Annotated in this window: 26 protein-coding genes, 2 pseudogenes and 1 riboswitch; of the genes and pseudogenes, 15 read left to right on the top strand and 13 right to left on the bottom strand. The window is 38.5% G+C overall.

Features of this window, described 5'->3' with window-relative positions:
* Positions 1-137: 137 nt before the first annotated feature.
* Both metK and F9802_RS14050 read left to right on the top strand, forming a co-directional pair.
* Positions 138-1,355 carry a methionine adenosyltransferase gene (gene metK, locus F9802_RS14055; RefSeq protein WP_225435364.1) on the top strand — a complete coding sequence of 406 codons (1,218 nt, stop codon included), beginning with the start codon at positions 138-140 and terminating at the stop codon, positions 1,353-1,355.
* Positions 1,356-2,053: 698 nt separating this feature from the next.
* The gene (locus F9802_RS14050; RefSeq protein WP_152153016.1) at positions 2,054-2,896 is read left to right on the top strand and encodes an enoyl-CoA hydratase-related protein; all 843 of its coding nucleotides are present in this window, start codon (positions 2,054-2,056) and stop codon (positions 2,894-2,896) included.
* Between the two features lie 86 nt (positions 2,897-2,982).
* On the opposite strand, the gene F9802_RS14045 is transcribed toward F9802_RS14050, so the two are convergent.
* The 3 genes from F9802_RS14045 to add all read right to left on the bottom strand — a co-directional run bounded on the left by F9802_RS14045 (position 2,983) and on the right by add (position 7,777).
* Entirely contained in the window at positions 2,983-3,789 is an 807-nt protein-coding gene (locus F9802_RS14045; RefSeq protein WP_225435359.1) for an alpha/beta fold hydrolase, read from the bottom strand.
* A gap of 543 nt (positions 3,790-4,332) precedes the next feature.
* Complete coding sequence (locus F9802_RS14040) at positions 4,333-6,309, bottom strand: metallophosphoesterase family protein (protein WP_152153012.1); 1,977 nt, start codon at positions 6,307-6,309, stop codon at positions 4,333-4,335.
* Between the two features lie 475 nt (positions 6,310-6,784).
* Complete coding sequence (add, locus tag F9802_RS14035; protein WP_152153010.1) at positions 6,785-7,777, bottom strand: adenosine deaminase; 993 nt, start codon at positions 7,775-7,777, stop codon at positions 6,785-6,787.
* Positions 7,778-7,848: 71 nt separating this feature from the next.
* A riboswitch (purine riboswitch) is annotated at positions 7,849-7,948 on the bottom strand.
* 224 nt (positions 7,949-8,172) lie between these two features.
* Between add and F9802_RS14030 the strand changes: the two genes are divergently transcribed.
* The gene (locus tag F9802_RS14030; protein ID WP_152153008.1) at positions 8,173-10,590 is read left to right on the top strand and encodes a penicillin acylase family protein; all 2,418 of its coding nucleotides are present in this window, start codon (positions 8,173-8,175) and stop codon (positions 10,588-10,590) included.
* 133 nt (positions 10,591-10,723) lie between these two features.
* Here the strand turns inward: F9802_RS14030 and F9802_RS14025 are convergent.
* Positions 10,724-10,885 (bottom strand): annotated as a pseudogene (locus tag F9802_RS14025) (TipAS antibiotic-recognition domain-containing protein); the annotation flags it as partial.
* Positions 10,886-10,964: 79 nt separating this feature from the next.
* Between F9802_RS14025 and F9802_RS14020 the strand changes: the two are divergent.
* The 4 genes from F9802_RS14020 to F9802_RS19730 all read left to right on the top strand — a co-directional run bounded on the left by F9802_RS14020 (position 10,965) and on the right by F9802_RS19730 (position 12,486).
* The gene (locus tag F9802_RS14020; RefSeq protein WP_152153006.1) at positions 10,965-11,492 is read left to right on the top strand and encodes a GNAT family N-acetyltransferase; all 528 of its coding nucleotides are present in this window, start codon (positions 10,965-10,967) and stop codon (positions 11,490-11,492) included.
* A 220-nt stretch (positions 11,493-11,712) separates the two neighbouring features.
* The gene (locus tag F9802_RS14015) at positions 11,713-11,910 is read left to right on the top strand and encodes a hypothetical protein (RefSeq protein ID WP_152153005.1); all 198 of its coding nucleotides are present in this window, start codon (positions 11,713-11,715) and stop codon (positions 11,908-11,910) included.
* A 14-nt stretch (positions 11,911-11,924) separates the two neighbouring features.
* Positions 11,925-12,071: a hypothetical protein gene (locus F9802_RS19735; protein WP_191991982.1), complete on the top strand. Its 147-nt coding sequence runs from the start codon at positions 11,925-11,927 to the stop codon at positions 12,069-12,071.
* Between the two features lie 250 nt (positions 12,072-12,321).
* Positions 12,322-12,486, top strand: a complete 165-nt coding sequence (locus F9802_RS19730) for a hypothetical protein (RefSeq protein WP_191991980.1) — start codon at positions 12,322-12,324, stop codon at positions 12,484-12,486.
* 9 nt (positions 12,487-12,495) lie between these two features.
* Here the strand turns inward: F9802_RS19730 and F9802_RS20325 are convergent, their stop codons facing one another.
* The 3 genes from F9802_RS20325 to yppF form a co-directional block, all read right to left on the bottom strand.
* Entirely contained in the window at positions 12,496-13,092 is a 597-nt protein-coding gene (locus tag F9802_RS20325; RefSeq protein ID WP_318636118.1) for an MFS transporter, read from the bottom strand.
* 43 nt (positions 13,093-13,135) lie between these two features.
* The gene (locus F9802_RS20320) at positions 13,136-13,483 is read right to left on the bottom strand and encodes an MFS transporter (RefSeq protein WP_318636117.1); all 348 of its coding nucleotides are present in this window, start codon (positions 13,481-13,483) and stop codon (positions 13,136-13,138) included.
* 270 nt (positions 13,484-13,753) lie between these two features.
* A complete protein-coding gene (gene yppF, locus F9802_RS14005; RefSeq protein ID WP_152153003.1) occupies positions 13,754-13,990 on the bottom strand; it encodes a YppF family protein in 237 nt (78 codons plus the stop codon).
* A gap of 143 nt (positions 13,991-14,133) precedes the next feature.
* On the opposite strand from yppF, the pseudogene F9802_RS14000 reads away from it, so the two are divergent.
* Positions 14,134-14,346, top strand: a pseudogene (locus F9802_RS14000) (antibiotic biosynthesis monooxygenase family protein); the annotation flags it as partial.
* A gap of 194 nt (positions 14,347-14,540) precedes the next feature.
* On the opposite strand, the gene F9802_RS13995 reads toward F9802_RS14000, so the two are convergent.
* Positions 14,541-15,341 carry a Cof-type HAD-IIB family hydrolase gene (locus F9802_RS13995; protein ID WP_152153000.1) on the bottom strand — a complete coding sequence of 267 codons (801 nt, stop codon included), beginning with the start codon at positions 15,339-15,341 and terminating at the stop codon, positions 14,541-14,543.
* 254 nt (positions 15,342-15,595) lie between these two features.
* Between F9802_RS13995 and F9802_RS13990 the strand changes: the two genes are divergently transcribed.
* The gene (locus tag F9802_RS13990; protein WP_152152997.1) at positions 15,596-15,799 is read left to right on the top strand and encodes a hypothetical protein; all 204 of its coding nucleotides are present in this window, start codon (positions 15,596-15,598) and stop codon (positions 15,797-15,799) included.
* Between the two features lie 204 nt (positions 15,800-16,003).
* Here the strand turns inward: F9802_RS13990 and F9802_RS13985 are convergent, their stop codons facing one another.
* Positions 16,004-16,252: a hypothetical protein gene (locus F9802_RS13985; protein ID WP_152153050.1), complete on the bottom strand. Its 249-nt coding sequence runs from the start codon at positions 16,250-16,252 to the stop codon at positions 16,004-16,006.
* Positions 16,253-16,596: 344 nt separating this feature from the next.
* On the opposite strand from F9802_RS13985, the gene F9802_RS13980 reads away from it, so the two are divergent.
* Positions 16,597-16,959 carry a hypothetical protein gene (locus F9802_RS13980; RefSeq protein WP_152152994.1) on the top strand — a complete coding sequence of 121 codons (363 nt, stop codon included), beginning with the start codon at positions 16,597-16,599 and terminating at the stop codon, positions 16,957-16,959.
* A gap of 420 nt (positions 16,960-17,379) precedes the next feature.
* Here the strand turns inward: F9802_RS13980 and F9802_RS13975 are convergent, their stop codons facing one another.
* The 4 genes from F9802_RS13975 to shc form a co-directional block, all read right to left on the bottom strand.
* Positions 17,380-17,481, bottom strand: coding sequence for a YjcZ family sporulation protein (locus F9802_RS13975; RefSeq protein ID WP_152152992.1), 102 nt, complete (start codon positions 17,479-17,481; stop codon positions 17,380-17,382).
* Positions 17,482-17,809: 328 nt separating this feature from the next.
* Positions 17,810-17,923: a YjcZ family sporulation protein gene (locus F9802_RS13970; protein WP_152152990.1), complete on the bottom strand. Its 114-nt coding sequence runs from the start codon at positions 17,921-17,923 to the stop codon at positions 17,810-17,812.
* Between the two features lie 106 nt (positions 17,924-18,029).
* Positions 18,030-18,449, bottom strand: a complete 420-nt coding sequence (gene psiE, locus F9802_RS13965; protein ID WP_152152988.1) for a phosphate-starvation-inducible protein PsiE — start codon at positions 18,447-18,449, stop codon at positions 18,030-18,032.
* Positions 18,450-18,759: 310 nt separating this feature from the next.
* Entirely contained in the window at positions 18,760-20,634 is a 1,875-nt protein-coding gene (shc, locus tag F9802_RS13960; protein WP_152152985.1) for a squalene--hopene cyclase, read from the bottom strand.
* Positions 20,635-20,848: 214 nt separating this feature from the next.
* Between shc and F9802_RS13955 the strand changes: the two genes are divergently transcribed.
* The 5 genes from F9802_RS13955 to sucD all read left to right on the top strand — a co-directional run bounded on the left by F9802_RS13955 (position 20,849) and on the right by sucD (position 26,090).
* The gene (locus F9802_RS13955; protein ID WP_404799171.1) at positions 20,849-21,892 is read left to right on the top strand and encodes a DUF2515 family protein; all 1,044 of its coding nucleotides are present in this window, start codon (positions 20,849-20,851) and stop codon (positions 21,890-21,892) included.
* Complete coding sequence (locus F9802_RS20145; RefSeq protein WP_318636116.1) at positions 21,810-22,289, top strand: CBO0543 family protein; 480 nt, start codon at positions 21,810-21,812, stop codon at positions 22,287-22,289. Before F9802_RS13955 ends, F9802_RS20145 begins: the two co-directional genes overlap by 83 nt.
* Positions 22,290-22,621: 332 nt before the next feature.
* The gene (gene sauS, locus F9802_RS13945) at positions 22,622-24,058 is read left to right on the top strand and encodes an acylating sulfoacetaldehyde dehydrogenase (protein WP_152152979.1); all 1,437 of its coding nucleotides are present in this window, start codon (positions 22,622-22,624) and stop codon (positions 24,056-24,058) included.
* A gap of 14 nt (positions 24,059-24,072) precedes the next feature.
* A complete protein-coding gene (locus tag F9802_RS13940; RefSeq protein WP_152152977.1) occupies positions 24,073-25,200 on the top strand; it encodes an ATP-grasp domain-containing protein in 1,128 nt (375 codons plus the stop codon).
* A complete protein-coding gene (sucD, locus tag F9802_RS13935; protein WP_152152976.1) occupies positions 25,197-26,090 on the top strand; it encodes a succinate--CoA ligase subunit alpha in 894 nt (297 codons plus the stop codon). The genes F9802_RS13940 and sucD overlap by 4 nt, the downstream gene beginning before the upstream one ends.
* Positions 26,091-26,149 lie beyond the last annotated feature (59 nt).

The following is a 26,149-nucleotide window of genomic DNA, read 5'->3' as shown; positions in this document are numbered from 1 at the left end:
CTCTTCCGACTGTCATATCATATCTTAAAATAGAAAATCAGCTGGGAAAATTTTTAGTCAAAGATTTCTGTAAGGTAATCGGAAACTTTGGCCTAAAGATAAATAGTATAAAAAACTGTTATTTAGGAGATGAGAAAGTGACCTATAAAAAACAACGATCCCTTTTTACATCAGAATCGGTGACTGAAGGTCATCCTGATAAAATATGTGATCAAATTTCTGATGCTGTACTAGATGCCATTTTTGAAAAAGATCGAAATGCTCGTGTTGCTTGTGAAAGTTCAGTTAGTTCAGATTTAATTATTTTATCTGGAGAGATTACAACGAACTGCGTTGTAGATTACTTAAAAATAGTGAGAGAAACAATTCGAAATATCGGTTATACAAACACTGAATATGGGCTTGATGCCGATACATGTAAGATTTTAATAGCGCTCAATAAGCAGTCTTCTGATATAGCTATGGGAGTGAATCAAGCTCTAGAAGCCCGTGAAGGTTTAATGAATGAAGATGAAATAGAAGCAATTGGTGCCGGAGATCAAGGAATAATGTTTGGTTTTGCTTGCAATGAAACTCAAGAGTTAATGCCATTGGCAATCTCTCTGTCAAATAAGCTAGCTAGACGTTTAACAGAAGTGAGAAAAAGTGGGACAATTCGTTATTTACGCCCGGATGGGAAGGTTCAGGTTACTGTAGAATACGAAGATGCAAAGCCTGTTCGCATTGACACAATCGTTATTTCCGCGCAACATGATCCAGAAATAGAGTTAGAACAAATAAAAAAAGACTTGCATAAATATGTAATTGCTCACGTAGTGCCACCAGAATTAATTGATCATAGCACAAAATATTTTATTAATCCGACTGGTCGTTTCGTCATTGGTGGACCGAAGGGAGATGCAGGCTTAACAGGGCGTAAAATTATCGTTGATACGTATGGAGGATTTTCACGTCATGGGGGCGGTGCTTTTTCGGGAAAGGACCCGACTAAGGTTGATCGCTCGGCAGCCTATGCAGCACGTTATGTAGCTAAAAATATTGTTGCAGCAGGAATTGCAGAAAAATGTGAAGTTCAACTGGCTTACTCTATTGGAGTAGCTACCCCTGTTTCAATAGCTGTTGAAACGTTTAATACTGGAAAAATAGAAGAAAGAAAGATCGTTCAACTAATACGTAAATACTTTGACCTTCGCCCGGCAGGTATTATTCAGATGTTAAATCTCCGACAACCCATTTATTTTCAAACCGCTTGCTATGGACACTTTGGAAGAACGGACATCAAATTGCCTTGGGAGAACACGGATAAGGTAGAAATACTAAAAAAGGAGGCAGAGAAAATAATTACAGAGGAATAAAAGTTTTTTAGGTCATTTCTTAATAGAATAGATTCAATACCTATCTGAATCCTAATGATGTTAAATGCGATTGGGTTTTACTCGTAGAAAAACATAGAAGTATATAATTAACTTGAAGCATCGTTCAGAAGCCGAGCGATGCTATTTATGTAAAGACTTAATAGGGCTGTTGTAAATCATTAAGTATTGTTTGTGATTTTAAATCGGTTCATCTTCATGCCTATCTATATACTTTTCAAGGATTTGAGAAAGTGTTTTTTTGCTCACCTTCTTATTTCGTGTCTAGTTTTACAGATTTATTTTATCTACTACCCGAATAAATCCTCAATTTGGGACATACATATATAAATAAGCAAAAAAGTTGCACATAATTCTGATTAGAAGCAGGGATTTAATAGGTGCATAGTGAAGATGTTTTATAAGTACTTGGGCCTGAAAAATGTACAAGCACTATTTATCCCGCATTCACTGACAGGAAGATCCTCGCCTCGAAGCTTCAAGCTATTGGGGGCAATTGCCGGCAGGCGCCCGATCGGTTCGGGCTAACGGAAGGTTGGTTACTTAGGCGTTGCCACAAAATGTGGCATTCTTAGTCTGAGTTTCTTATTCCATCAGTGGGGGATGAAGAAAGCCCCCGCTGGTGGAATTTTCATTTCATTAGCTATTTATCTAAATTGAAATAAGGAGACAGTTTATTCATGAGAGATTTAGAGTTTGAAATTCAAAACCATATCGGCATTATTCGTTTGAATCGTCCCGAATCTTCGAATGCTTTTAGTCACGAGATGATAAGGTTATGGATCGATGCATTGAAGGAAATCAGAGATAATGATGATATTTATGTAGGTGTACTTACTGGGAATGGAAACGCCTTTTGTGCAGGTGGAGACATTAAAGCCATGATGAATGACGATGGCTTTATGGCCAAAACAAGAGGAGAAATAGATGATTTCACCAATTCACCCCTAGATGTGAAAAATAGTTTAAGAAAACATATTCAGCGCATCCCTTTACTTATGGAAGAAATTGATAAGCCGATGATCGCGGCTATTAATGGAGCTGCCATAGGTGCAGGGTTAGATATGGCTTTAATGTGCGATATTCGTTATTGTTCTAATCAAGCAAAGTTAGGAGAAGGGTACGTAAAGGCGGGAATAGTGCCAGGTGATGGGGGAGGGTATTATCTCCCGCGCATCGTCGGAATTGATAAAGCTTTGGAGTTGTTGTGGACAGGTAAAATTTTAACAGCGACGGAGGCAAAGGTAATAGGCTTAGTCAGCCATATCGTTCCTCACAATCGATTATTAGAAGAGGTATTAGATTTCGCTAACGAGCTTACTCAAGCTCCTCAAGAAGTCATTCGAATGACGAAACGCATTGTTTACGATGGCTTAACGTTAAACTTGAAACAATCTCTAGATATGGTGTCATCCTTTATGGCGATAGCAGTACATCATCCGGATCATGCGGAAGCAGTGAGCGCTATGAGAGAAAAAAGAAAACCTCAATTTCAGAATCAGATGCAGCGGGACGAGGTTTAACTGGGAATTTGCTAAAGAAGCTCTTCGAATTAATGAAAGGCAATAAACTTTCCTATCGGAAAGTTCATTGCCTCTTTTTCTAGTTATTATCCTATGAATTCAATTAACTCTTTGTTAAATTTCTTGTAATCTTCGATATGAAGAGCATGGCCGCAATTTTCAAACGTAACAAGTTTTGCGTTTTGGATTTGAGACTTGATATATTCACTATTTTCCTTGCAATAGAAGCTTTCAGCCCCATATGTAATAAGGCAAGGAACAGATATTTGCGGCAAAACTTCTCTATAATCTTGAATGGCCATAGCTATCCACATAGTAATCATCACATGAGGGGTATTCTTCTTGGCCTCCTTTTTTGTCCACTCCAGCAGTTGTTGATCATCAAAAGTGGGGGCAAACATTCCGGGAGCAACCCCTTCTGCATGACGATTCCAATCAGCACACATACTTGCTAGCGTCAGTAAATTTTTCTCATGTCCAAAATCACCGAATAGCCCTAATTTCCAATCTTCATCCGTAAGGAGCTTAGGTGTCATATCAATAAAGCAAAGCTTTGAAACATTCTGGCACCCGTAATTTTTCACATACTCCCATATTATATGAGTTCCCATCGACCAGCCTGCAAACGAGACGTTTTCTAGTTCAAGGTAATCTACTAAATCCTTTAAGTCTTTTGCAAACTGAGCCATCGTGAGACCATATTCAACCCTGTCAGAGTCACCATGGCCGCGTAAATCGTAACTTATTACACGATACGATTTTAGTAGTTCATTTTTTTGCTTGGAAAAATGATGTCTTGAACAAGACCAACCGTGTATGAGCACGACTGGTTTTCCTTGCCCTTTATCCTCATAATAGATTTTAACATTATCTTCTGTACAGAAATAAGGCAATATAAAACCTCCCATCCGTATAAATAACTTTCCATATCATTGAGCTCATGGCTGCATTATTATGTACGATTCAATTAATCTACTATAAAAACGAATTTTCTCAGTTCTTCCCCGTATCGGCCCCGCCTACGCCAAATACTATGATGGCCACGCATGCCATCCAACCCACTTATAATTATAGTTGAAAGCGTTTACAAAACGCAACAATTTCTATAATACAAGTTTCGACACTTCCCTCTTTTATAAAGTATCGACTAGTTCTTCAAGGAACTTCATTCGTATATTGTTGTAAAACTCTAATCATGTTACTCCAGAAAAGGGCCATATTGCGGAGCAACTTCTGTTTAAAAACTTAATAACCCGGGAGAAAAGCATCATAGGAAGGAAGCGGACAATTGCTTTCCTTGACGTGTTCCTTTTTCACTAACTAAAAAACAGCATTAGGTTGGTTAACCTATGCTGTTTTTTATTGTATGTGGTTACTCATAGTTAATTTTATAATTTTAATTGAAAATCACTCATACTAAATAATACTATTATGCCTCAATTTTCTGGCTTGAAGTTTTGTATTACATTTCCCATCTTATCAAAATAAATCGTTTGGACATCATCATATACACGACGTTCTGTACGAACTAAGTCATAGTTATCATCCAGGATTGGGAAAATATACACTGGTGATAAGGTTAATTCCGCACCATATGAAGTTTTTACGAAGTCCATTTGTAAATGTCCGTAATGTAAACCACCATCAATTAAGTGCTTTACTCCATTTTCATTAGTAGCCCAAAATTCCGGCTCATCTTGAATGGCACTCCATTGAGAGTAAGTATTATAGTTTTGAGGCACAAGTTTACCATTTTCATCTTTCATCGTCTTTTCTCCACGTAAACCGTCAGCAGCTACACCAACGTCATAAGAATGGAAACCTTGGCCATCCCCATCCAAATCTACCCAGCTACGTTCAAACATTTCATCATGTCCAGAAATAACAGAAGCTACACCATATTTTTCAAACATAGGTGAATAGACACGCATTGCCACACCAGATTGGTTGTCTGCTTTTTCATGATTTGGAGGCGTACCATGAACACCACTTGAATAAGCGGAATGGTGGAATTGCACTAGAATGATTTGCCCTTTTTCACGTGCCTCTTTTAATTGTTCTTCTGCCCACTTGTATTGCTCAGTACCTGGATTAAAGTTTGGTAAGTCTGAATCTTCGGTTGTTGTTCCTTTGAAAACCTCTGTGTAAGCATTATTATAAGATTCAGCTGTAAATTCACCTTGTGTATCTGTCGTAATGTACGGATCACCGTCCACACCTTGTTCTGCCCATACTGATTCGTTTAATGCAGAGTCATCTTCACTGTATACTGTACCTGTATAAGTTTTTGTTTTGGTTGATTCATCTGGAATTCCATTGGTTGAATCCAATGTTAATAATGTAATCGGACCAATATCTGTTCGGTAATATGAATCTTTATACTGAGGATTTTCCGCATCACCAGGAGTATCGAAGTACTCATGGTACTTATTACGGGAAATGACTGCTGGTGTACGATCTTCTTCACTACCATATCCGCCATTAATGGCTGCATAAGTTTCCCAGTTTCCTAAAGCAGGTAGTAATGGCGTGTGCGTAGCTAAATCTGTATATTCACCTGCAAAGTGCCGCCAAAATTCATCCCAGGCAGGTTGGTATCCTGCACCTTGTGATAAATCACCAGCAATAAGTAACGCATCTGGGTCAGCCGCTTCAATATGAGCTAAGTTTTCATTTAATGCAGTTTGTTGATCGAGTGGATAACGTACTAAAAACATACCATTGCGTGCTAGATTGCCATATTTTTTATCAAAAGCAGATCCTTTACCAGGACGTTCCTCTGAACCTGGAGCATAAGGATTAACTGTAGGCAATTCCCACTCACGATGTTCTAAAGCCCCAAAGGGTTCTGTTTCAGTATCCGAAAAGGCAATTAATGATAATTCATCCCAATTTTCACGATCCGGAAAAGTTTCGAATTTAGAAGTATGGGTTTCTTTTCCTTGTTTTATTATAATATTATATTTTGAATTTGGTTTTAACCCATCAATTGTTACAGAATGTTTATAGTTTGAATTTGATTCTAACCATGAGCCTTGTGGAATCGTTTCTACTACACCATTGCCGCTGTTATAAGTGAATTTTTGTGCTAATTCTTTTTCTGTATACTCCATTAATTCCATGTAATGCGGGGTAGAAGTCACTTTTTTAGCCTTTATCCCTGGACCATTTACTATTACTCTGCCAGGTTCATTTAACTCTGATACCCAGCTGATAGTCATAGAAGTACTAGTTGGAGATTGTAAATATGGTAATACACGGAATCCTGTTTCAGGTTCACGTAATTTTGATTCTGAATTTTCTTGGACTACCTTTTCTTTTGCAACTGCCCCTGTTATTGGAAGTGAACTACCAACAACTATTAACGAAGCAAATGATGAAATTGCTATCCTGCGTAAAAAATTGTTCTTCATGTTGTCTCTCCCTCGTATATGTATTCCTCACGAATTATACCAATTCAATGTGTAAATAATATTGATTTAATGTAAAACTAATATAAATAAATATTAAGCTATCAAAATTACTTCAACGAGTACAATAGTTATCCAGATGATTATGATATGCAATTTAAAAGTGGCGGAGTAGACAGAGATTTTGATAATGATAATAGTTGGGATTACTAAAGGGGCTTTTCCACGAAGGGCGCTTTAATGGAGTAAGTATAGATCTTTATACTATCCGAATCGGAAAGCTTGATTTCTTTTACACAGCAAGCAAAAAAATCCTGCTGACTTTGTTAAGAATGTGATAAAAGCAATTTAAAAGGTTTAAATCATTACACAATGTCGTTGGCTGCTGCTAAGGACGCTGTGGGTTTTATATTGGATTAGTGCCTAAAAAAGCTGCCTATCCCCTTACTTACTGGATTTAGGCAGCTTAATATTTCCATTATATATACTTTTTCAGCATTTCCTTTGTCTCTAAATCTGCAAAGCATGCTTCAACACTATTAAAATAAATTTGTTTATAATCTTCAAAACTAATATTAAATTCTTTAAATACTATATTGCATTCATTCACCATATTTGTAGCTGACACCGTTCTGTTATCCGTATTAACTGTTACTTTTATACCATCCTTGTGAAAATTATAGATCGGATGTTCACGAAAATTATTCACTGCTTTTGTTTGGACGTTACTTGTCGGACACATTTCAAGCACAATTTGTTGCTCCTTAACTATTCTATATGCTTCATCGCAATCCTTAATAAATACTCCATGTCCAATTCTTTCAGCCCCCAAAAGTTTAACGGCTTCCAGCACATTTTTGCCTATTCCTGTTTCACCAGCATGAATAGTTACTCTATAACCATATTCTCTAGCTAATTTTATAGGTTCTACGAAGTTTCCACAAAACCCTTCCTCTTCAGATGCACATAAATCTATAGCAACGACTCCCTTTCCGAGGAATTTTTTCCCCTTTTCTACGACCTCAAAAGCGCTATCTACAGACATTGTTCTCATACATGAAAGTATTAAATTTCCTTTTATATCGTATTGACCTTCGGCATCCTTTATTCCATCTAAGACGCTTTGGATTATTTCTTCTACATCTAAACCCTCTCTAGTGTGAAGTAAAGGAGCAAATCTAACCTCCATATATTTCACATTTTCCTGTGCAGCATCTTGAAGAAGCTCAAAGGCAATTCTTCTTAGATTCTCCTTTGACTGCATGACTAAATTGGGGATTGCGAATTTTTTCAAATATTCATCAAGAGATTCACATTCTACTGGAGCCGTGATTTCTTTCTGGACCTCTTCAATATCAAAAGAAGGTATACTAATGTCCTCTCTCTTTGCTATATCAATTATTGTTTCAGGTCTGAGACTGCCATCTAAATGGCAATGAAGTTCAATTTTAGGTAACGCTGCAAAATTCATAATAACCTCCTGATTTTATGTTATTTGAAAAGCAAAAAGGTAAAAAAAATTCCTGATTACGAAGAAAATACAAGTACATGTACCTTCTTCGTAATCAGGAATTATTGGTTCCTGGTAGAGACCTCCAAACCATATCATTGGAGTTATACGAAAATTTTTTTATTAATTTTATAAAAGAATAATAAAATTTATTTTTATTGTCAAGTAGATCACTATTTGAACTTGGGTCTTAAAGAATCCTCCTATCAATAGTCGGATACATTATGAAAAAATTGTCTAATAACGTCTTACTTTTTAACTAAATATTCTAAAGATTAAAATATCTAATTGATATTGCATAACAAAAAAACTATAATTCGTTTTGTAAGTGTAATGAAAGATAGGGGTGGAAATGGATGATGAAGCCAAAGTGGTTAGTGTCAATTATGATGATATTCGTGTTAGTTCTCCCGCAAAATATCGTGTTTGCGAAAGAACATGAGAAAGCGGGGAAAGTGAAAATTATTCGTGATCAATACGGCGTGCCTCACTTGTATGCTAAAAATAAGAAAGATTTATATAAGGCGTATGGATATGTGATGGCGAAGGACCGTCTTTTTCAGCTGGAAATGTTCCGGCGGGGAAATGAGGGGACTGTTTCAGAAATTTTCGGTGAAGAGTATTTACTGAAAGATGAGCAGACGAGACGGGATGGTTACAGCGATCAAGAAATTAAAAAAATGATAAACGACCTTGATGCCGAGTCTAGGCAGTTAATCGAACAATTTGCAGAGGGGATTACACTGTATGTGGATGAAGCTGTGAAAAATCCTGATAAGAAGCTTTCCAAGGAGTTTCATGATTACAAATTTTCACCACGAAAATGGAATGCAACAGATGTTGTCCGTCTGTACATGGTATCGATGACTTATTTTATGGACAATCACCAAGAGTTAAAAAATGCGGAACTATTAGCAAAGCTTGAAGGTACGTACGGAAAAGAACAGGCAGCAAACATGTTTGATGATTTAGTCTGGAAAAATGATTTGGAAGCGCCTACAAGTATTCAAGGTGAAGAAAAGCCAGCAAATGAAAAGGAATCACATTCTTCTATCCAGTCATTTTCTCCTTCAGTAATCGGTGCATCAGAGAAGATTGTGAAAGAAAGAGAAGAATTTGTTCAATCATCAGAAGAGCTTGGACTGCCATTAAAAATTGGCAGCAATGCAGCGATTGTCGGCTCCAAAAAATCTAAAACAGGCAACGCTTTACTGTTGAGCGGTCCGCAAGTCGGCTTTGTGGCTCCGGGCTTTTTATATGAAGTCGGCCTGCATTCTCCAGGATTTGACATGGAAGGGTCAGGATTCATCGGCTATCCATTCATCATGTTCGGTGCAAATAATCACTTTGCTTTAAGTGCTACCGCCGGATACGGGAATGTAACCGATATCTTTGAAGAAAAATTAAATCCGAAAAACTCTTCGCAATACCTTCATAAAGGCAAATGGAGAGACATGGAGAAAAGAACGGAAACTTTCATGATCCGTGAAGAGAACGGAAAGAAGAAAAAAGTAAAGAAAACTTATTACCGGACAGTCCATGGCCCTGTGATCAGCGTTGATGAAAATAATCACGTTGCCTACAGCAAGTCATGGTCATTCCGCGGCACGGAAGCACAAAGCATACAGGCCTATATGAAAGCAAACTGGGCAAAAAATTTAAAAGAATTTGAGCAAGCGGCCAGTGAATATACGATGTCGTTAAACTGGTATTATGCCGATAAAAAAGGCGACATTGCCTACTATCACGTCGGAAAATATCCAATTAGAAGCAATAAAATTGATGAAAGGTTCCCGACACCGGGGACAGGCGAGTATGACTGGAAAGGATTTCAGTCCTTTGAGAAAAATCCACAAGCCGTTAACCCAGAAAATGGCTATGTCGTCAATTGGAACAACAAGCCATCAAAAGACTGGACGAATGGCGAATACAGTTTTTACTGGGGGAAAGATAACCGCGTTCAGCAATTTATTAATGGCATGGAAGCAAGAGAGAAAGTGGGTCTCGAAGACTTGAATGAGATCAACTATACGGCTAGTTTTGCGCAGCTGCGTACGCATTATTTTAAGCCGCTGTTAATCAAGGCGTTGGAGCAGAATCAATCAGCAAACGAGAATTATCCGTATTTAATTAAACAATTAAAAGACTGGAACAATTTAAAAGAAGACAAAAACAATGATGGCTATTATGACGCCGGAGTGGCTGCATTCTTCGATGAATGGTGGAAAAGCACGCATGACGAGCTGTTTACTGAACCATTAAGTGAGTTTTCAGATTTAACGAAAGTCATCACGGATCATCGGTATGGCGCCACGCTCGCTTATAAGATTTTAAATGGAGAAGAGACAAACTATCAATGGACAGAGGAAGATACTGAACAGCTGATCCTTGAAAGTGCCGACAAAGCACTTGCTAAGTTTCACGAGGAAAAAGGAACAGAAGCAGAAAAATGGCGCACGCCTATTCATACGATGACGTTTGGCGGGAAATCTCTAATAGGAGTGCCGCACGGCTATGGCTCAACGACGCCGATTATCGAAATGAACCGCGGCAGTGAAAACCACTATATCGAAATGACACCGCGTGGACCTGAAGGCTTTAACGTAACACCGCCGGGACAAATCGGTTTTATTCAAAAAGACGGCACAGTCAGCAAGCACTACGAAGACCAGCTCCGTTTATATGCTAATTGGGAATTTAAACCGTTCTTATTTGACAAAAAAGCTGTGAATGAAGCAGCGGTAACGGTGAGTGAATTAAAGGTTAATAGATAATTTTTGAGAAAAAGGAAGACGCCTCATGAAAGGGGGCGTCTTCTTTTCATTAGACTGTTTTCGTAGATTTTGATAGTAAAGCCTCCTCCTTGTTGAACTGTTACAATATTCAATTTATTAATGTGTATTCATCTTAAATCATGTCTTTCATGCCCGTATAAATGTGAATGGCATCTCTTAAAAACTCGGCTCCGCCTGGCTGTTTTTTATCATAGTATGCTTTAAATCTTTCACCATCTACATACATTTGCGCTAGACCGGCATGTGCTTCTTTACCGCAGTCACTCCAATAGTGATTGATGGTTGATGAAACAGATATGATAAAATACGGCTAAATAAAAAATCTAAACTATATGAATTAGGAGATAATAAAAATGAACATCACAATTAGGCAAGAACTACCCGAAGATTATAAAATTACTGAAAGAGTTGTAAAGAGTGCATTTGCTAATATGGAGTTCAGCGATAAAACGGAACATGAGTTGGTGTCTCGCATTAGAAAGTCTGATGCATTCATTCCCAAATTATCTTTAGTGGCAATTAATAAAGAAATCGTTGGTCACATTCTTTTATCTAAAATAAAAATTTTAAATGACAATCAATTTGCAGAATCACTTGCTCTTGCTCCTGTTTCTGTTTTGCCGGAATATCAAAATAAAGGCATAGGAAGGCTTTTAATTCTTGAGGCATTAAAAAAAGCAAAAGAACTTGGATATAATTCTGTTGTTGTCATGGGGCACCCAGAATATTATCCAAAATTTGGCTTCAAAAAAGCATCCTTATGGGGAATAAAAGCACCTTTTGAAGTGCCTGAAGAGGCATTTATGGTATTGGAGCTGCGAAAAAATACACTTAATAATGTTTCAGGAGTCGTTGAATACCCAAGCGTATTCTTTGAATAAAAGATCATCTAAAGTTGTCATCCTTTCTCAATAAGAATAGAGATTACACCGTTTTTATGCCTCATTCCTACCGGTGAGGCATTTTGGAAAAAGTTAACCTTTCATAACCTGCATACTTCTTATGCTGACGGGTCCGGTTAGTTGAAGAAATTAGTGCTCATAAATAGGATTCACCAGGGAATAATAAAATATTATAAAGAATGATTATGGAGGAGCCAATATGGAAAAAGACAATTTAGATCAATATCATGACGATTCAAATCTAAATTTGGAAAGAAAGGCTAACGAAGAAATATTAGAAATAAGTTCAACAGGATATGGGTTAGAATCTATTTCAAAAGAAGCGGAAGAAGACTACAAATTACAGGAAACGAAAAATAGAAATTCATCTTGCGAAGGGTTAGGGAATAACAAATAACGGAGGTTTGATGGATGGAGAAGGTAGAACGATTGCTTCGTGATTATGGATATCCCGAGGAGGCTATCCCAAACTTATTGAAAGAAATAGGGACATTAGACTACGAAAAGGTGGAACAGCTTATAATGCCATATCACGACATAACTGCTGATAAATCCTAACTCTCTTGTTTATGCGCTTGCAGATGAAATTGTAAATCGCCTAGTAGGTTATGCAGATACGCTCCTTTCAGTTCATGCTGGAGAGAACTCCTATCAGGCAGAGTATAAATCGTCTTAGTATACAGACTGACTAGTAAGAGAGGAGTCAATTGTTCTAATTCAGTCATTGATATTTCTTCAGACGAGTGAGATTACAGAAGATGCATTTAGGACAGGCTCGCGCGCAAATAACCTAGTAAAGGAGAAAAAAATGAACAAAAAACAAACGGAGAAAAATCAAGGTGAAAAACTAAAAAAGAATCCAGAAAGTGGACTTTATGGAATGGACGCTGAGACTAGCCTGCAGTCAGTCAATTTCGCAACAACTGAAAATTCTTATTTAAATGAACAATTCCAAGAAGATTCTGATGAATAAAAAATGAACTCACTGGCTGTTACGCTCGGTCAACCTTAACCACAACCCGCCTATAAAAATAAAGAAAGATAGCAGTAGTAATGGAATTGTATAGCTTGTGAAATAGTCCACTAGCAGTCCAAATAAAGATGGTGAAATGACGATGGCGATTTGATTTACGGTTAAGGCAAAGCTCACTGTTAATCCAATGAAATTTGGATTAGACTTTTCGGAAACAAGCACAATAAATAAACTAAACCATCCTACTCCTAGAAAACCGATAAAAAAGGATAAAATACTGATGCCCCACATTGACAGGTAGGAGGGTAAGGAGATCAAGCAGATGATGGCAAACACCGTCAGCAGTATGGTTAACTGTAACGGTTTACTACGGTTCCCTTTGAAAAGGGTGTCACTGATCCAAGCTAAAATAATCCTTCCAAACATCCCGCCTACTAACGCGAAACTTAAAAAAGCTCCTGCTGCACTTAGCGATACTTGCAAGGTGTTCGTAAAATAACTCATTAAATGCGCGACGATCATCATCTGTAAAGAAATCATCGTCATCCCGATAAAAAATACAGGGTAAAGATCAAAGTTGCTTTTGATCTTCGTTATCTTTTCCATGAAGCTGTCCTTTTCTTCACGATGTTTATTGCCATTATGATCTTTATAAAGAAGAAGCAAGAATAACTAGCAGCAAAAAATAGTTATCTGTTGTATATGCGGCAAGAATATTTAACCCAAGAAGAATAGAGCCTAACCCGACAACCCATCTTTCTCCATACTTATCCATCAGATTCCCAAAAATAAGCATAGAAAAGATCGGTCCTATATTGACTGCTGATACGATTAATCCTGTTTCAAACTGTGACAAATCATATTTTTGTTGATAAAAAGAAGCTAGCGGACCCATTCCATAAGTGACAAATGTTGCACACATTTGTGAAAGTGTAGCGATTAAAAGAATGATCCATTTGTAACGTTCCTTTTTTTTGGCCGAAACTTCGGAAAGCATAGTATCTTCCTTTCAGTAATTAATCAATTGCTTAATCTGAAAAGCATAAACCTAGAATGTGTCAAAAAATATTGCGTCAAGGATAATTTTAGACCTTCTTCAGCTGACGGGTACTTTAATAAAAAGAAACATTAAAAATCAGCGGCAATTGATGCCGCTGATTTTTAATGGATTTTATTCGAATGACACACGCTGCAGTTTGATCAATGTTTATTCGTTGTTTTCGTGCCCGATACGATATCATGTACAGTTAATTAAAAGTGTAATTGGTTAAATTGTAGAACTTAACTCAAATTTTTTCAAATCAATAGGTCTTGTTTTTACAAAAAATGAACTTGGCTTTTTTGCTTCAAGTTTGTCTAATTCAAAAAAAAGTTTTTTGTATTCAACAATAGATAATTCCCCATAAATATAACTTTTTTGAATATAGTCTAGTAATTCATTGGCATGTAATGACTTGCGCTTTTTTACTAGTTCAAAACGATGTATTAAGTCTTCTACTAACATAGTAATCCACTCATTTCATCTGGGTTTTTTTAAAGCATGTATCCGCTTTCAAAAAGTATAGCATGTAAATTGTCTTAGGATTATTTTTGGAAAATTCAAACTTACGACATTTTTTTACAATGTTTTAAATTTCTTTTCGATTCATTTCTTCAATGAATGGTTACATATCTCATGATCTACAGCGTTGTATGGAGGTTGAAGGGAAATATTTGCTTTTAGTGAAATGGGAAAGTTTAGAGGACCATACAGTTGGATTTAGACAATCAACTGAATATCAAGAATGGAAACAGCTATTACACCATTTTTATGACCCATTCCCAACAGTGGAACATTTTGAAAAAGTTACTCTTTCATAAACTATATATTTTTTGTGCTAGCGGGTGCTTCGTTGAAGAAAGACAATGTAAAGTATAGACATAAGAAAACGCATGGAAGAAAAATATCCATGCGTTTTTGTGTGCTATTTTGTTTATTATTTTAACTCCAATTCCATCACTATTAGATGTGCGAATGAACATGTTATCGCCACAGTAACGGAACTGCTGAATCATTAAACGCCTGCTTTCTTTCTTTCCAACAAACCAACAAGTTCTAAGCCGTGTGCAATACCGTTTTCTCCCACATCTTTTGTTACGTGCTTGGCAATTTTCTTTACTTCATCGTGAGCATTCCCCATGGCAACGCCGTTTCCTGCATATTGAAGCATTTCAATGTCATTCAGTCCGTCACCAAACGCATACACTTGCTCTCTCGTCAAACCAAGCCTTTCGATGACCTTTTCAATTCCTATAGCCTTTGAACCGCCTTTTGGCATAACATCCATTGAATACTCATGCCAGCGGACAAAGTTAAACTCTTGAAAACGGCCAGTGTAAGCGGCCTCTTCTTCATTTGTGCAAAAGAGGAGAGTCTGATAGATTTCACGGTTCTTAAAATATTCCGGGTCATGGTCAGGGTGTGAAAATGCCAGCTTTAGTGATCCAATACTTTCTTTGATATGTACATGATATTTAACATTGGATTTAATACCTTCATGATCCATATAGACAACTGGATGATGATTGGCAGCTGAAAAATCCGTCAGGGCCTGAAGTTCATCGGTATTAAGAGGGTTCTTATGAATGACTTCACCATTTAACACAACGTATTGGCCGTTTAAGCTTATATAGGAGTTGATGTCCAGTTCCTCACATAGCTCCTTGAATGCAAAAGGTGCTCTGCCTGTGGCAATGGCTACTATATGGCCATCTTGCTTTAATAAGCGAATCGCTTCTTTTGCAGAATCGGGGAGCTTTTTGTCATGATCGAGCAATGTTCCATCAATATCAAAAAAGACAATACTTTGAATCATTCTTATCTCCTTCCTTAAAGCTAATTTTCAATCAGAACTATCATCGAATGACTATCAGTATACAAAGTTTTATTCACTCTGTCATTCATCATTAGTAAAAATAAGTTGTTGTAATTGTCTGAAAAATGTTATTCTTAGTTTAGGACAAGAAAAAGTTTCTAAAATATTCTCATTCGTTGAAAACTAGACGTTGTAAGTCTGCTTGCCTGTTTATGAGTGAGAGTGTTTGCAAATATTAAAAGGCGGTGGTATTGGTGGAACAAAAAGTAAAGGGTTTAACAGGAGAGAAAATCGGAAAATGGACAGTTGTAGAATTTTCTTATTCAGCGGCTAATGAGGAAGGAAGGGTTGTTCCACATTTGCGGGTTGCTTGTGAGTGCGGGACTAGTAAAATCCTTAGCATTGAGGTTTTAAGGTCTGGCGATTGCGATTCGGAAAGTTGCGGATGTATTGCATAAGAGATTAGGAGAATGGAAGACGAGACTCAAGGCAGGATTTGTACAAGCTTTTATCAATCGTGGCAAAAGGTGAATAGAGAAAAATAGTAAAAGAATAGAATCGGACGGTTAATAATTATAGAGAAGTAAAAAGAAAGGAAGCAGGCAGTAAATTAAGCGCCTGCTTCTTTTCTTTTCAACAAATTTAAGATACTCCATAGAGATTTAAAAATAAAACTGTTTCCTTTTTCCATTTTTAAAAAGCAGATAATGGGCATTACCCACTTTTTCTTCTATATAATTGATCGAATAATCACCCAATGGATCTGTTAAGTCGCCAATTGCTCGGGATAGATTATCAATTATAAGTCTTAATGTATCAGACCGTTCCAGTTCTTCCCTCACATTCATCTCATCTGTAATTTCAAGAGCAAGATGTTGGATTCTTCGTAAGCGCATTTCTTTTGAATGCATCATATACTCACCCTCCGCTTTATATTAATTTATATTGTTTAAATATATGGCTAACAATAGGGAGTTATGAGTAGATGATTTGAATAGAATTGTGATCAAGTATCCAAGGTACGATAACGATGGAGGTATGGGGGATGTCCCTGGTTCATCTTGATTCCCTTCTTTGTCCGAATAGCCGCTCTCGATAGTGTTAAGAAGTGTTCAAGTGATTGGCGTTCATTTCACACGATTAATCATAGGAACATACTACACATGAAATACAGAAAATTATTTTACCTCATGAAGTTGTAACCTGCTTTCACTAGATGAATATCATGTATTTTGAAAGGAGATGGGGTAAAAAAATGACTACAGAAAGCCATGAATATCATAGTGAATCCGATTACACAAGGAATTTACATGAAAAATGCCAAAAATATATGTACCATCATGTTGTTTTAACAATGACCGATGGCAGTTCTTTCGATGGAATTATTGAAGGTATAGATGACGATCGTATTACCGCGTTAGTTGGTGAGGATGTGATGGAGCGAGAAAGTGATGAATTAGAAGATCGACAATATTATGGTGGTTATGGACGCCCTCGCAGAAGAAGGTTCAGACGCTTTAGACGTCGGTTTATTCCACTGGCCGCCTTAGCTGCGTTGTCACTATTACCTTACGCTTATCCTTCTCCATATTACTATCCTTACTACCCCTACTATTAAAGCACTGTTAGATTAAATGCTAATAGGAGTCATCATTAAATGGCGGCTCTTTATTGCGTGAGTGATGCTAAGTGCTAGTTACTCCCGATAATGCAGATGAGATGGATTAGGGATATACTTAAATGAAACGGCCTAGAATTTGCGTCAGACAGGCAAAGTGTGGTGAGGATTTAAATTTCACCAGAACTTAATTGAAATAATGGGGCGATAACAGCACTGGCCGGAATAACTGTTATCGCTTAAAGAAAAAACTAAAAATAAAACCAGACGGAAATTGCTCTTTCATGAAGCGGAGCGGGTCCAGTCTGGTTTTATGAACGTTTGCAGGACTTGAACATTGGCTGTGTAAGGGGTGAAGTAATGCTGGAAAGAGAGAAACACTTACAGCCAATTTCTCAAAAGCTTAAAAAAGCTTGCGATTTAGTATCGGCCTCCAAAAGATGTCCCAATAATGATTAAAAGAATGAACAATACAACAATTAACGCAAAACCGCCGCCGTATCCGCCACCTGAGTAACCCATTAATATCTCACCTCCCGTTTAATAGGATTAATATATAATATGAAAAAACCTAATAGAGGCTTGGACGAACGTACATGTTAGAAGAAAAATTAATCAATTGATGTTTTAAATCAAAATTGGCCAAGTGGTTCATATCGCTTGATGAAAAAACTCAAATTAAAACCAGATGGTACCTGCCCTTGCATAAAGAAGAGCGGTGCTGTCTGGCTTTCTGAGTGATTGTAGAGACCTGTACGTTGGGTGTATAAAAGGTGGAGTAATGCTAGAAAGAAAAGCTATGGTGAGAAGGGGGTTACCACCTATAGCCAGTTCCTTAAAAACTTACGGTTTAATACCCGCCGTATCCACCCATAAAGGATGCCCCAATAATGATTAAAAGAATGAACAATACAACGATTAACGCAAAAGAGCTGCCGCCGTATCCACCACCTGAGTAACCCATAAGTTTTTCACCTCCTGTTTAATAGGATTAATACATCATATGAAAAATTCTAACGAGGGATTGGATAAATGAACATTTAAGAAAAAAATGAGTAATCAGCTGAGTGTTACAGTTTTTGTTTTCGCACCGACGCAGAATTCATAATATAGTAACTGATAATTAAAACTAGAATAGCGCAAGTGTGCAAAAGTGTATGAACTGGGTTGTCATGATCTACAATCACTAAACGTATCATTGCTGTAATGCCAATATAAAGAAAGTAGCGTAGAGGGAAGTGGTAATTCTCCTGAAAATATTTTACGATCATCGCAATGAATTCAAAGTATAAAAAGAAAATCAAGGTTCTTTCAAGAAGTATGTAGTGATGCTCAATTCCTTTGTCAAAAACAGAAAAATGAATGAAGTAGATAATTTCCTTACCAAGCAAAACGCACAAAGAAAGAGCTAGTAAAACCAATGCTGTATTTAAGATAAACTGAAGAACAGCAGTAATCCTAAAGTTTGGCCTTTTATTTTGTTGTGTCATTGCTACCCCTTTCAGATAATATTTTTTTGTTTTCATTTATAAGATAACGAACGAATTTATAGTTTCTATTGTGGTTAATGTAAAAAAGCAGTGTCCGCATTGTTAAATTTTTGTTATTCAGAGACGGATACTGCCTTTTTGGCAGAAAAAAGTTGAAGTTGTTGTCGGTAACCGTGAATAAACTACTTGAATTGTTGAGTAACTTTTCAAATTGATGATTAAAATCTTTAAAGTGTTGAACAATTTCCTGACATCGTGAATAAAGATACCGAAATGGTGAACAACCGCCTCCTATTGCAAGTGTTCATCCTTAAAACTTTCTTTCGTAATGAGCCAAGGCAAGCAGCGGAAAGATATATTGGTAGCTGTGGTAGTGGATATAAAAACCCCCGCCCATTCCTTGTCCTGCAGGGTAGGAAAGAGTCCAGTCGTTTTTATTGTAGGATTTGAGCAAATAGGAGATTCCGGCTTGAATTTCCGGTGTTGGTTTTTCTGCAGTTGAGATAAGTGCATCAAGTGCCCACGACGTATGGGTTAAAGTGCTTGATCCAAGAGGGATATACGTATTCTTTATATCGCTTTTGCATGATTCTCCCCAGCCGCCGTCTTGATTTTGAATTTGATGCAGCCAGTTTACCGCTTTTCGAATGACTGGATTTTGCGCTTTCACTCCGGAAGCCATGAGGCCAGTAATTGCCGCCCACGTCCCGTATATATAGCAGATGCCCCAGCGGCCGTACCATGATCCGTCTTTTTTCTGATGATGAAAAAGCCAGTCTATTCCTCGTTTCATCACCTCATGATTTTTCGGTAATTTCGTATAACCTCCGAGAAACTCGAGTGTTCTTCCAGTCAGGTCTGCGCTGCTCGGATCCGTCAGCAAAAATTTTCCCCCCTCAATTGGCAGCAAGTTCAACAATCTTTTATCCACGTTTTTTTCAAAAGCAGGCCAGCCGCCGTCATTGTTTTGCATGGAAAATATCCACTGGGTGCCTCTGTCCCACGCTTGGCGCAGATGGGGATCAGTTTGAACAAGCGGCGAAAAAGACCTGAGCGATGCGGTTGTGTCATCTACGTCAGGGTTCATCGTATTAATATGTGAGAATCCCCATCCACCGGGTAAAACCCCCGGATTATGAAACGTCCAATCTCCATATTTATATTGCTGCCGCTCCAATAAATAGCGATTGGCCTTTGTGACCATCGGATCGGAAGGGGAGACTCCCGCTTGTTGAAGGGCGTAACTGATTAAGGAAGTATTCCACACCGATGCGGTCGTGTATTGCATGTGGCTGCGGCCATTGATCGTGCATTTCATCGCTTTTAAGCCACTAACCGCCTTTAAAATGACGGGATCGCTTTTGGAGTGGCCAAGTGAAAGCAAGGCAAATATCATCAGAAACGTAGAACTGAAATAGCTATAAAGGGTTCCATCCGGTTCAATATGATCCAACATATATTGCTTTGCCCGGTGAATAGCCAGTGAGTGGATGTATTGGGGAAGGCCAACTAACTGTTGAATTCCCTGGCCAATGAGGGAGAAAAAACTTTTCGATTCCCGAGTTTCCGGCCAGTTGAAAAAGTCATCAGCTCTTGAAACAAATAGACCGGAAAGGTTTGGACTTTTTTTCGTTTTTTTGCTGTATTTCTTATTGGCTGCAATCATAATAGGAGCGAGATTGGCCCGGCCATATACGGAAAAATCATAGAAATTGACCGGAAAGGAAAGCGGCAAAAGAAGCATTTCAACCGGAATAGGGAAAAAAGGCGGCCACGGGTATTGCCCCGTTAAGGACAGCATGATCTTTGTAAACATATGTGATTGTTCAATCCCGCCGCTCGCTAAAATAAACTTTTTTGCTGCCTGCAAACGTTTATCTTTCTTTGTGTAATAACCGGAATAAAGAAGAGAATAATACGCTTCGACCGTCGCGCTTATATTCCCGTGTTCCTCGTCGTGGAAAAGCTTCCATGCTCCGTTTTTCTCCTGTTTTCTCCATATCCTCTCTGTTAATTCACGGATTAAGTCTTCATCATTTATTTCCAGTGTCCTTAATAAAATAATCATATAAGCATCTGTTGAAATGCCCGTTTCAAACGGATAGTCCCACGAACCATCCGGTGTCTGGGATTCTTTAAGTTGTCGGATTATCTGGCGGACCAATTCTTCTGTATGATGTTTCACCGATACACCATCTCCCTAATGTAAGATCATTCTTTCTTATACATATTCTTTTAAGAAAAAAGAATTCTCTAGAGCTAGACAACAGCGGGGGTGACTAGTCATTTTCTTTCAAAAGAAGACAGGAGCAAAACAACGGCTGCCGGAAAATCTGCTTGAGATTAAAGAAGAGTTAAAGTTGATGGGGCAGCCTGTTTTACTGCCCGAGGAGTCCAACTTGTCAAAAAAAGACCAGCAGCTTCTTCAGCAAGTTCGCTGCCGAACGATTCAGTTGAATGTAAATAATGTCACAAGAACGAAAGCTTACCTGGACTTTTACTGTCTCTATCCGGAAGTTCATTGGGCATTCCTCGGTCATATGGTTTCAAGAAATGGGGGATGGAATATGACGGATTTAAGAGGAGACCTCCTTTCGAGACTCTTGAATGAAGAAAAAAGGCAAGCGTTTTTTACTTTTTTGGAACGTGGGAACTGGCTCATTTTTCAAGATGCGTATCCACAGTTTTTACTATTTGCGGAAAGTAAGAGGCGAAACCAAAATATGTTTTATTTATTGCCTTATTTGAATATCTCCGTATTCATGGAAACGATCTGGAACTATTATTGGAAGAAACGTGACCATTATATTCTTACCATCGCTCTTATCATTAATGAACAAAGCTATTTAGAGAAAAGGGTCATTCAGAATTCAATGTTTAAAGATAAGGTGTTTCATACACTCGAGTTTTTGCTGCAGGATCTTCTTTCTTTTAATCATATTTTGTTTCCTTATTGTGTTAGCGGAAAATCGGAAAGGAAAGCAGCTCTCATTGGGCTGACGCTCCATCACTTTGGTTCCTTGCATGAACGAATCATGCTCGGGAAACGGTTATATCACTTGCTTTTCCATAATAGGGGCCAGTTGGAGAAAGTCTTTCGCTGGGCCGTTGTCCATCCGCATACCGGTACACGGAAGGATTATTGGCCGGATATTTTCAATGATGTAAACGAAGGGATACCAGGAACAATTTTTACACGCCGAATAAAGCGTTGTCAGTTGAGAAAGGGAGCAGTTAGGCTATATAGCCCGAGACTTGAATTTGCATGGAAAAACGTTGAACATCTTCCGGCAGAGTCAGGAGATTGGCTTGAAAGCTTGAGCATCATCGACTATCTGCAGGAAGAAACTAAAACGATTAATGGAGAGGTTGCAGGTGAATACTGTGAAACACTTGAAAAACTCGAACTTGCCGCAATGGCCAAGAAGGCGATTTTTATTTAATATAGCCTCTTATTTTCCCGCCATCTTGTTAGCCTCGTGGTTGGGAACCTATTTAGATCTTTACTTTGTCGGAGAAAAATTTTATGAATTTCCGCTTCGTCCTTTCCCGGGAGTTTTTTCAATAAATATAGCCTTTACGCTCCTTGGCCTTCCTTTTTTAACGTGGGCGTTTCTTTTTTTGATGAATAAAATGGACAGATGGAAAAGGTGGATGTTCATCCTGCTGCTTAGTCTCGCTTTTCCCGCTGTTGAGAAACTGTCGGAACAATGGGGGGCCTTCCGCCATAGTGATAAATGGAGCCACAGCTATTCTCTTTGTGGATATTTCCTGTTTCTAGTGATCGTTTGGCAAGTGTTCAAATGGACGAATCGAAGGAATAACTCGAAAGTTAAATAACGGTGCATAAGAAACAAGTTTCCGGTGATAGCGAGACATGTGTGAGCTATCATTGGAGACTTGTTTTTTGATAATGAAACTTGGATTTAATTCCATTTTTAACCAAAAGGCTTTATTCTGTTTGATATTAAACTTTCGAATCATTGTCGAGTAAAAACATTACGAATATAAGTTTTAGTTATAAAGGGGAGAGGAAGCTGCATAACCTTGACTTAGATGGGTGCCCATAATCTTTCGACACAGATTTTTGAGTTTGGATAGGTGAAGAAAACCATTGCTCCATCTGTCCCGGTGAAGGCCGGTCGGTTATACGATATGAAGGAGGAGAAAGAATGAGTGTTAAAAAAGTTGTGCAAAAGGGTCAAGAAGTGGATGTTTCAACCATCATATCAAAGATGGTTCAAAGGGCAAGAACCGCGATGGATCAAATTTATGATTACAGTCAAGAACAAGTAGATGAAATTGTACAAGCAGTCGCCTGGGCTATTTATAAACCGGGAAATGCAGAAGAACTGGCTCGGATTGCTTTACAAGATACAGGTGTAGGCCGGTACGATCATAAGGTCATAAAAAAGCGGCGGAAAACAATGGGAACACTTTATGATTTAAAAGGAAAGAAAACTGTCGGGGTCATTAATCGTGATGTCGCCACAGGAATCACGGAAATTGCCAAGCCTGTGGGTGTTGTTGGTGCGGTTGTTCCTTCGACCAATCCAGGAGCTACGCCAGTAAACATCGCTATGATGGCTTTAAAGGGGCGCAACGCAATTATTATTGCTCCATCACCGAAAGGTTTATCAACTAGCGAGTTGCTTTTGAAATATATACATCAAGAGTTAGAGAAAATCGGTGCTCCTGCTGACCTTGTTCAAGTCTTACCTTCACCAGTCAATAAAGCTAAAACAAAGGAACTGATGAAGCAAGTCGATTTCCTTACTGTAACAGGTTCAAGAAACAACGTAAATTTGGGGCAGACAAGTGGTACACCTAATGTGTGTGTAAGTGAAGGAAATGTAGTTTCAATTGTTGATTCTACAGCAAAAGTTAAGGAAGCTGCACATAAAATCTTTTTAAGCAAAACGTTTGATAATTCAACGAGCTGTTCTAATGACAATTCAATTGTCATTGAGGCATCGGTCTATGACGAGATGATTGAAGCTTTACAAAAAGAAGGTGGCTACCTCTGTAACCCTGCAGAAAAAATGAAGCTGCAAGAAGCGATGTGGATAGATGGAAAACGCGAATCGAGGACATTGGCAAAAGATCCGGAGATCATTGCCCGCGAGGCCGGTATGAAAAACACTAAGGCAAAAAAAGCACAATTTTTCATGGTCGAAGAAACAGGGATTGGTGAAAAACACCCATTTTCCGGAGAAAAATTGGCAGTCGTGCTAACCGTTTATAAAGCAGATAGTTTCGAACATGCCATCGAGATAACCAAAAAAATATTAAACTATCACGGCCGCGGCCATTCTTGCGGACTTCATACGACAGATGAATCACATATAGAACAAATAGGGCTTGAGATAGATGTATGCCGTTTATTAATAAACCAAGTACAAGTATATGGAAATGGCGGCAGCTTTGATAATGGCCTTAACTTTACACTTTCCATGGGCGGAGGAACATGGGCCGGAAACAATATAGGTGAGAACTTATCATACAAACATTTTCTTAATATTACAAAGGTTTCTAGAGTCATTCCTGAAGTGGTGCCAAGTGAGGAAGAGTTGTGGGGAACGTATTGGAATAAATATGGGCGTGAATAAGGAGCGATTAGTCAATGAAATTATTTGAATATCAAGCGAAAGAAATATTTGAAGGTTCTGATATAAGGGTGCCGAAACGAACATTAATTAAGGAGATTTCCGAACTGAATGAAGCCATTCGTCAAGTTGGCGTACCTTGTGTAATTAAAGCACAAGTGTTGCAAGGAGGAAGAGGAAAAGCAGGACTTATTCAGTTTGCTGAAGGGTTAGAAGAAGCGAAGAAAAAAACATATGAAGTCATTTCACGCGCGAAAAATATGTACTACCTTATGGTTGAAGAAGCGATCAATATTGATAAAGAGTTTTATATATCGATCACAGCTGATCCAATATCAGGATGTGCCATGATTATGGCAAGCGCCGAGGGCGGCGTTGATATTGAAGAAATTGCTAAAACAATGCCCGAGAAAATTATTAAGACTTATGTCAATTTGAGTGAAGGTCTGTTGCCGCATCAAGCTCATAACCTCTTATATGAATTAGGAATAGACGAGTCAATGATTAGTCAAGGGACGCAGCTTCTTTTCAATTTATATGATGTGTATTGTAAAAATGACGCTGAATTAGTAGAAATCAATCCTTTAATGCTGACAAAAGAAGGGAGTTTCGTTGCCGGAGACGGGAAAATTAGCATAGATGATAACGCCCTTTACAGGCATCCTCAGTTTTCATTAACGAGGGAACATTTTGAAAGTGATGTGCAATACGAAGCGGCAGTGGAGGGAATCCCTTATCTTCAGTTTGATGGAGATATCGGTTTAATGTGTGCTGGAGCTGGTTTAACGAATACTGTTTTTGATCTTGTAAACGATTACAGAAGCAGTGTTGCTTGTTATTTGGAATTCGGGGGGCCGAATTATCATAAGGCAGTCAAAGCAATGAAACTTATCATGCAATCTGAACTTAAAGTACTGCTAGTCGTTACGTTCGGTACGATTGCGCGAGCTGATGTCATGGCACAGGGATTGGTTGACGCAATGAAAGAATTGAAACCGGATTTTCCAATTGTGACAGCGATACGGGGAACAGGAGAAGAAAAAGCACATGAAATTTTGAGAGGTTTTGGTCTTGAACCATTAGCAGACATGGAAGAAGCAGTGAAGAAGGCAATCGAACTTGCAGGAGGTGCTTTAGTCGAATGAGTATCATTTTAAACGAAAAGACACGGGTATTAGTCCAAGGGATTACCGGCAGGGAAGGAAGCTTTTGGACAAAACATATGATTGACTATGGTACGAACGTAGTGGCTGGTGTCACACCTGGTAAAGAAGGAAGAACAATAGGCGAGGTTCCAGTCTTTCATACGGTGAAACGGGCGATGGCTCATGTAGAAGTGGATGCTTCCTTACTGTTTGTTCCGCCGCGCTTTGCTAAAGCTGCCTTGAAAGAAGCATTAGATGCTGGGATTAAAAAAGTGGTTATATTGTGCGATGGCATTCCTTTACATGATGCATTGCAAATGAGAAGCGCCGCTCGTTTAGCCGGAGCAATGGTGATTGGAGGCAATACGTCTGGAATTATTTCAATGGGGAAAGCAATGATGGGTTTCTTTCCTTACTGGCTCGACCGGGTGTACAAGCCGGGCAAAATCGGGATCATGACCCGAAGCGGATCATTAACAAATGAAGTGACCGCAGAAGTAGTGAAGGCTGGCTTTGGTGCATCTTCACTAATTGGAATCGGTGGAGATCCTGTGCCATTGACAAGATTTGCTGAAGTGTTGCCATTATTCCAATCCGATCCTGCCACGGATGCGGTAGTGATTATCGGAGAGCTTGGCGGGACAATGGAAGAAGAGGTGGCCGAAGCAATGAAAAAAGGATTGTTTACAAAACCTTTAGTCGCTTATCTAGGAGGAAGAACAGCGCCAAAAGGGAAAAAGATGGGGCATGCGGGCGCCATTATTACAGCAGGAAAAGGTACCGTGGAAGATAAAATCGCTGCTCTTAGCGGGGCAGGTGCATACGTAGCTAAAAAGCCGAGTATGGTTGGAGAGTTGCTAAAGAGCGCTTTAGCCAAACACCAAATTTAAGGCGGAAATGATGAAAAGCCTCCCAATCTGTATTGGGAGGCCGCCTAAACAACATTCAT

It is taken from the genome of Bacillus aerolatus (assembly GCF_009183655.1).
GTDB classification, from domain to species: domain Bacteria; phylum Bacillota; class Bacilli; order Bacillales; family Domibacillaceae; genus Pseudobacillus; species Pseudobacillus aerolatus.
Note: the sequence above shows the minus strand (reverse complement) of the source record. Positions and strands in the feature narration are given on the sequence as shown.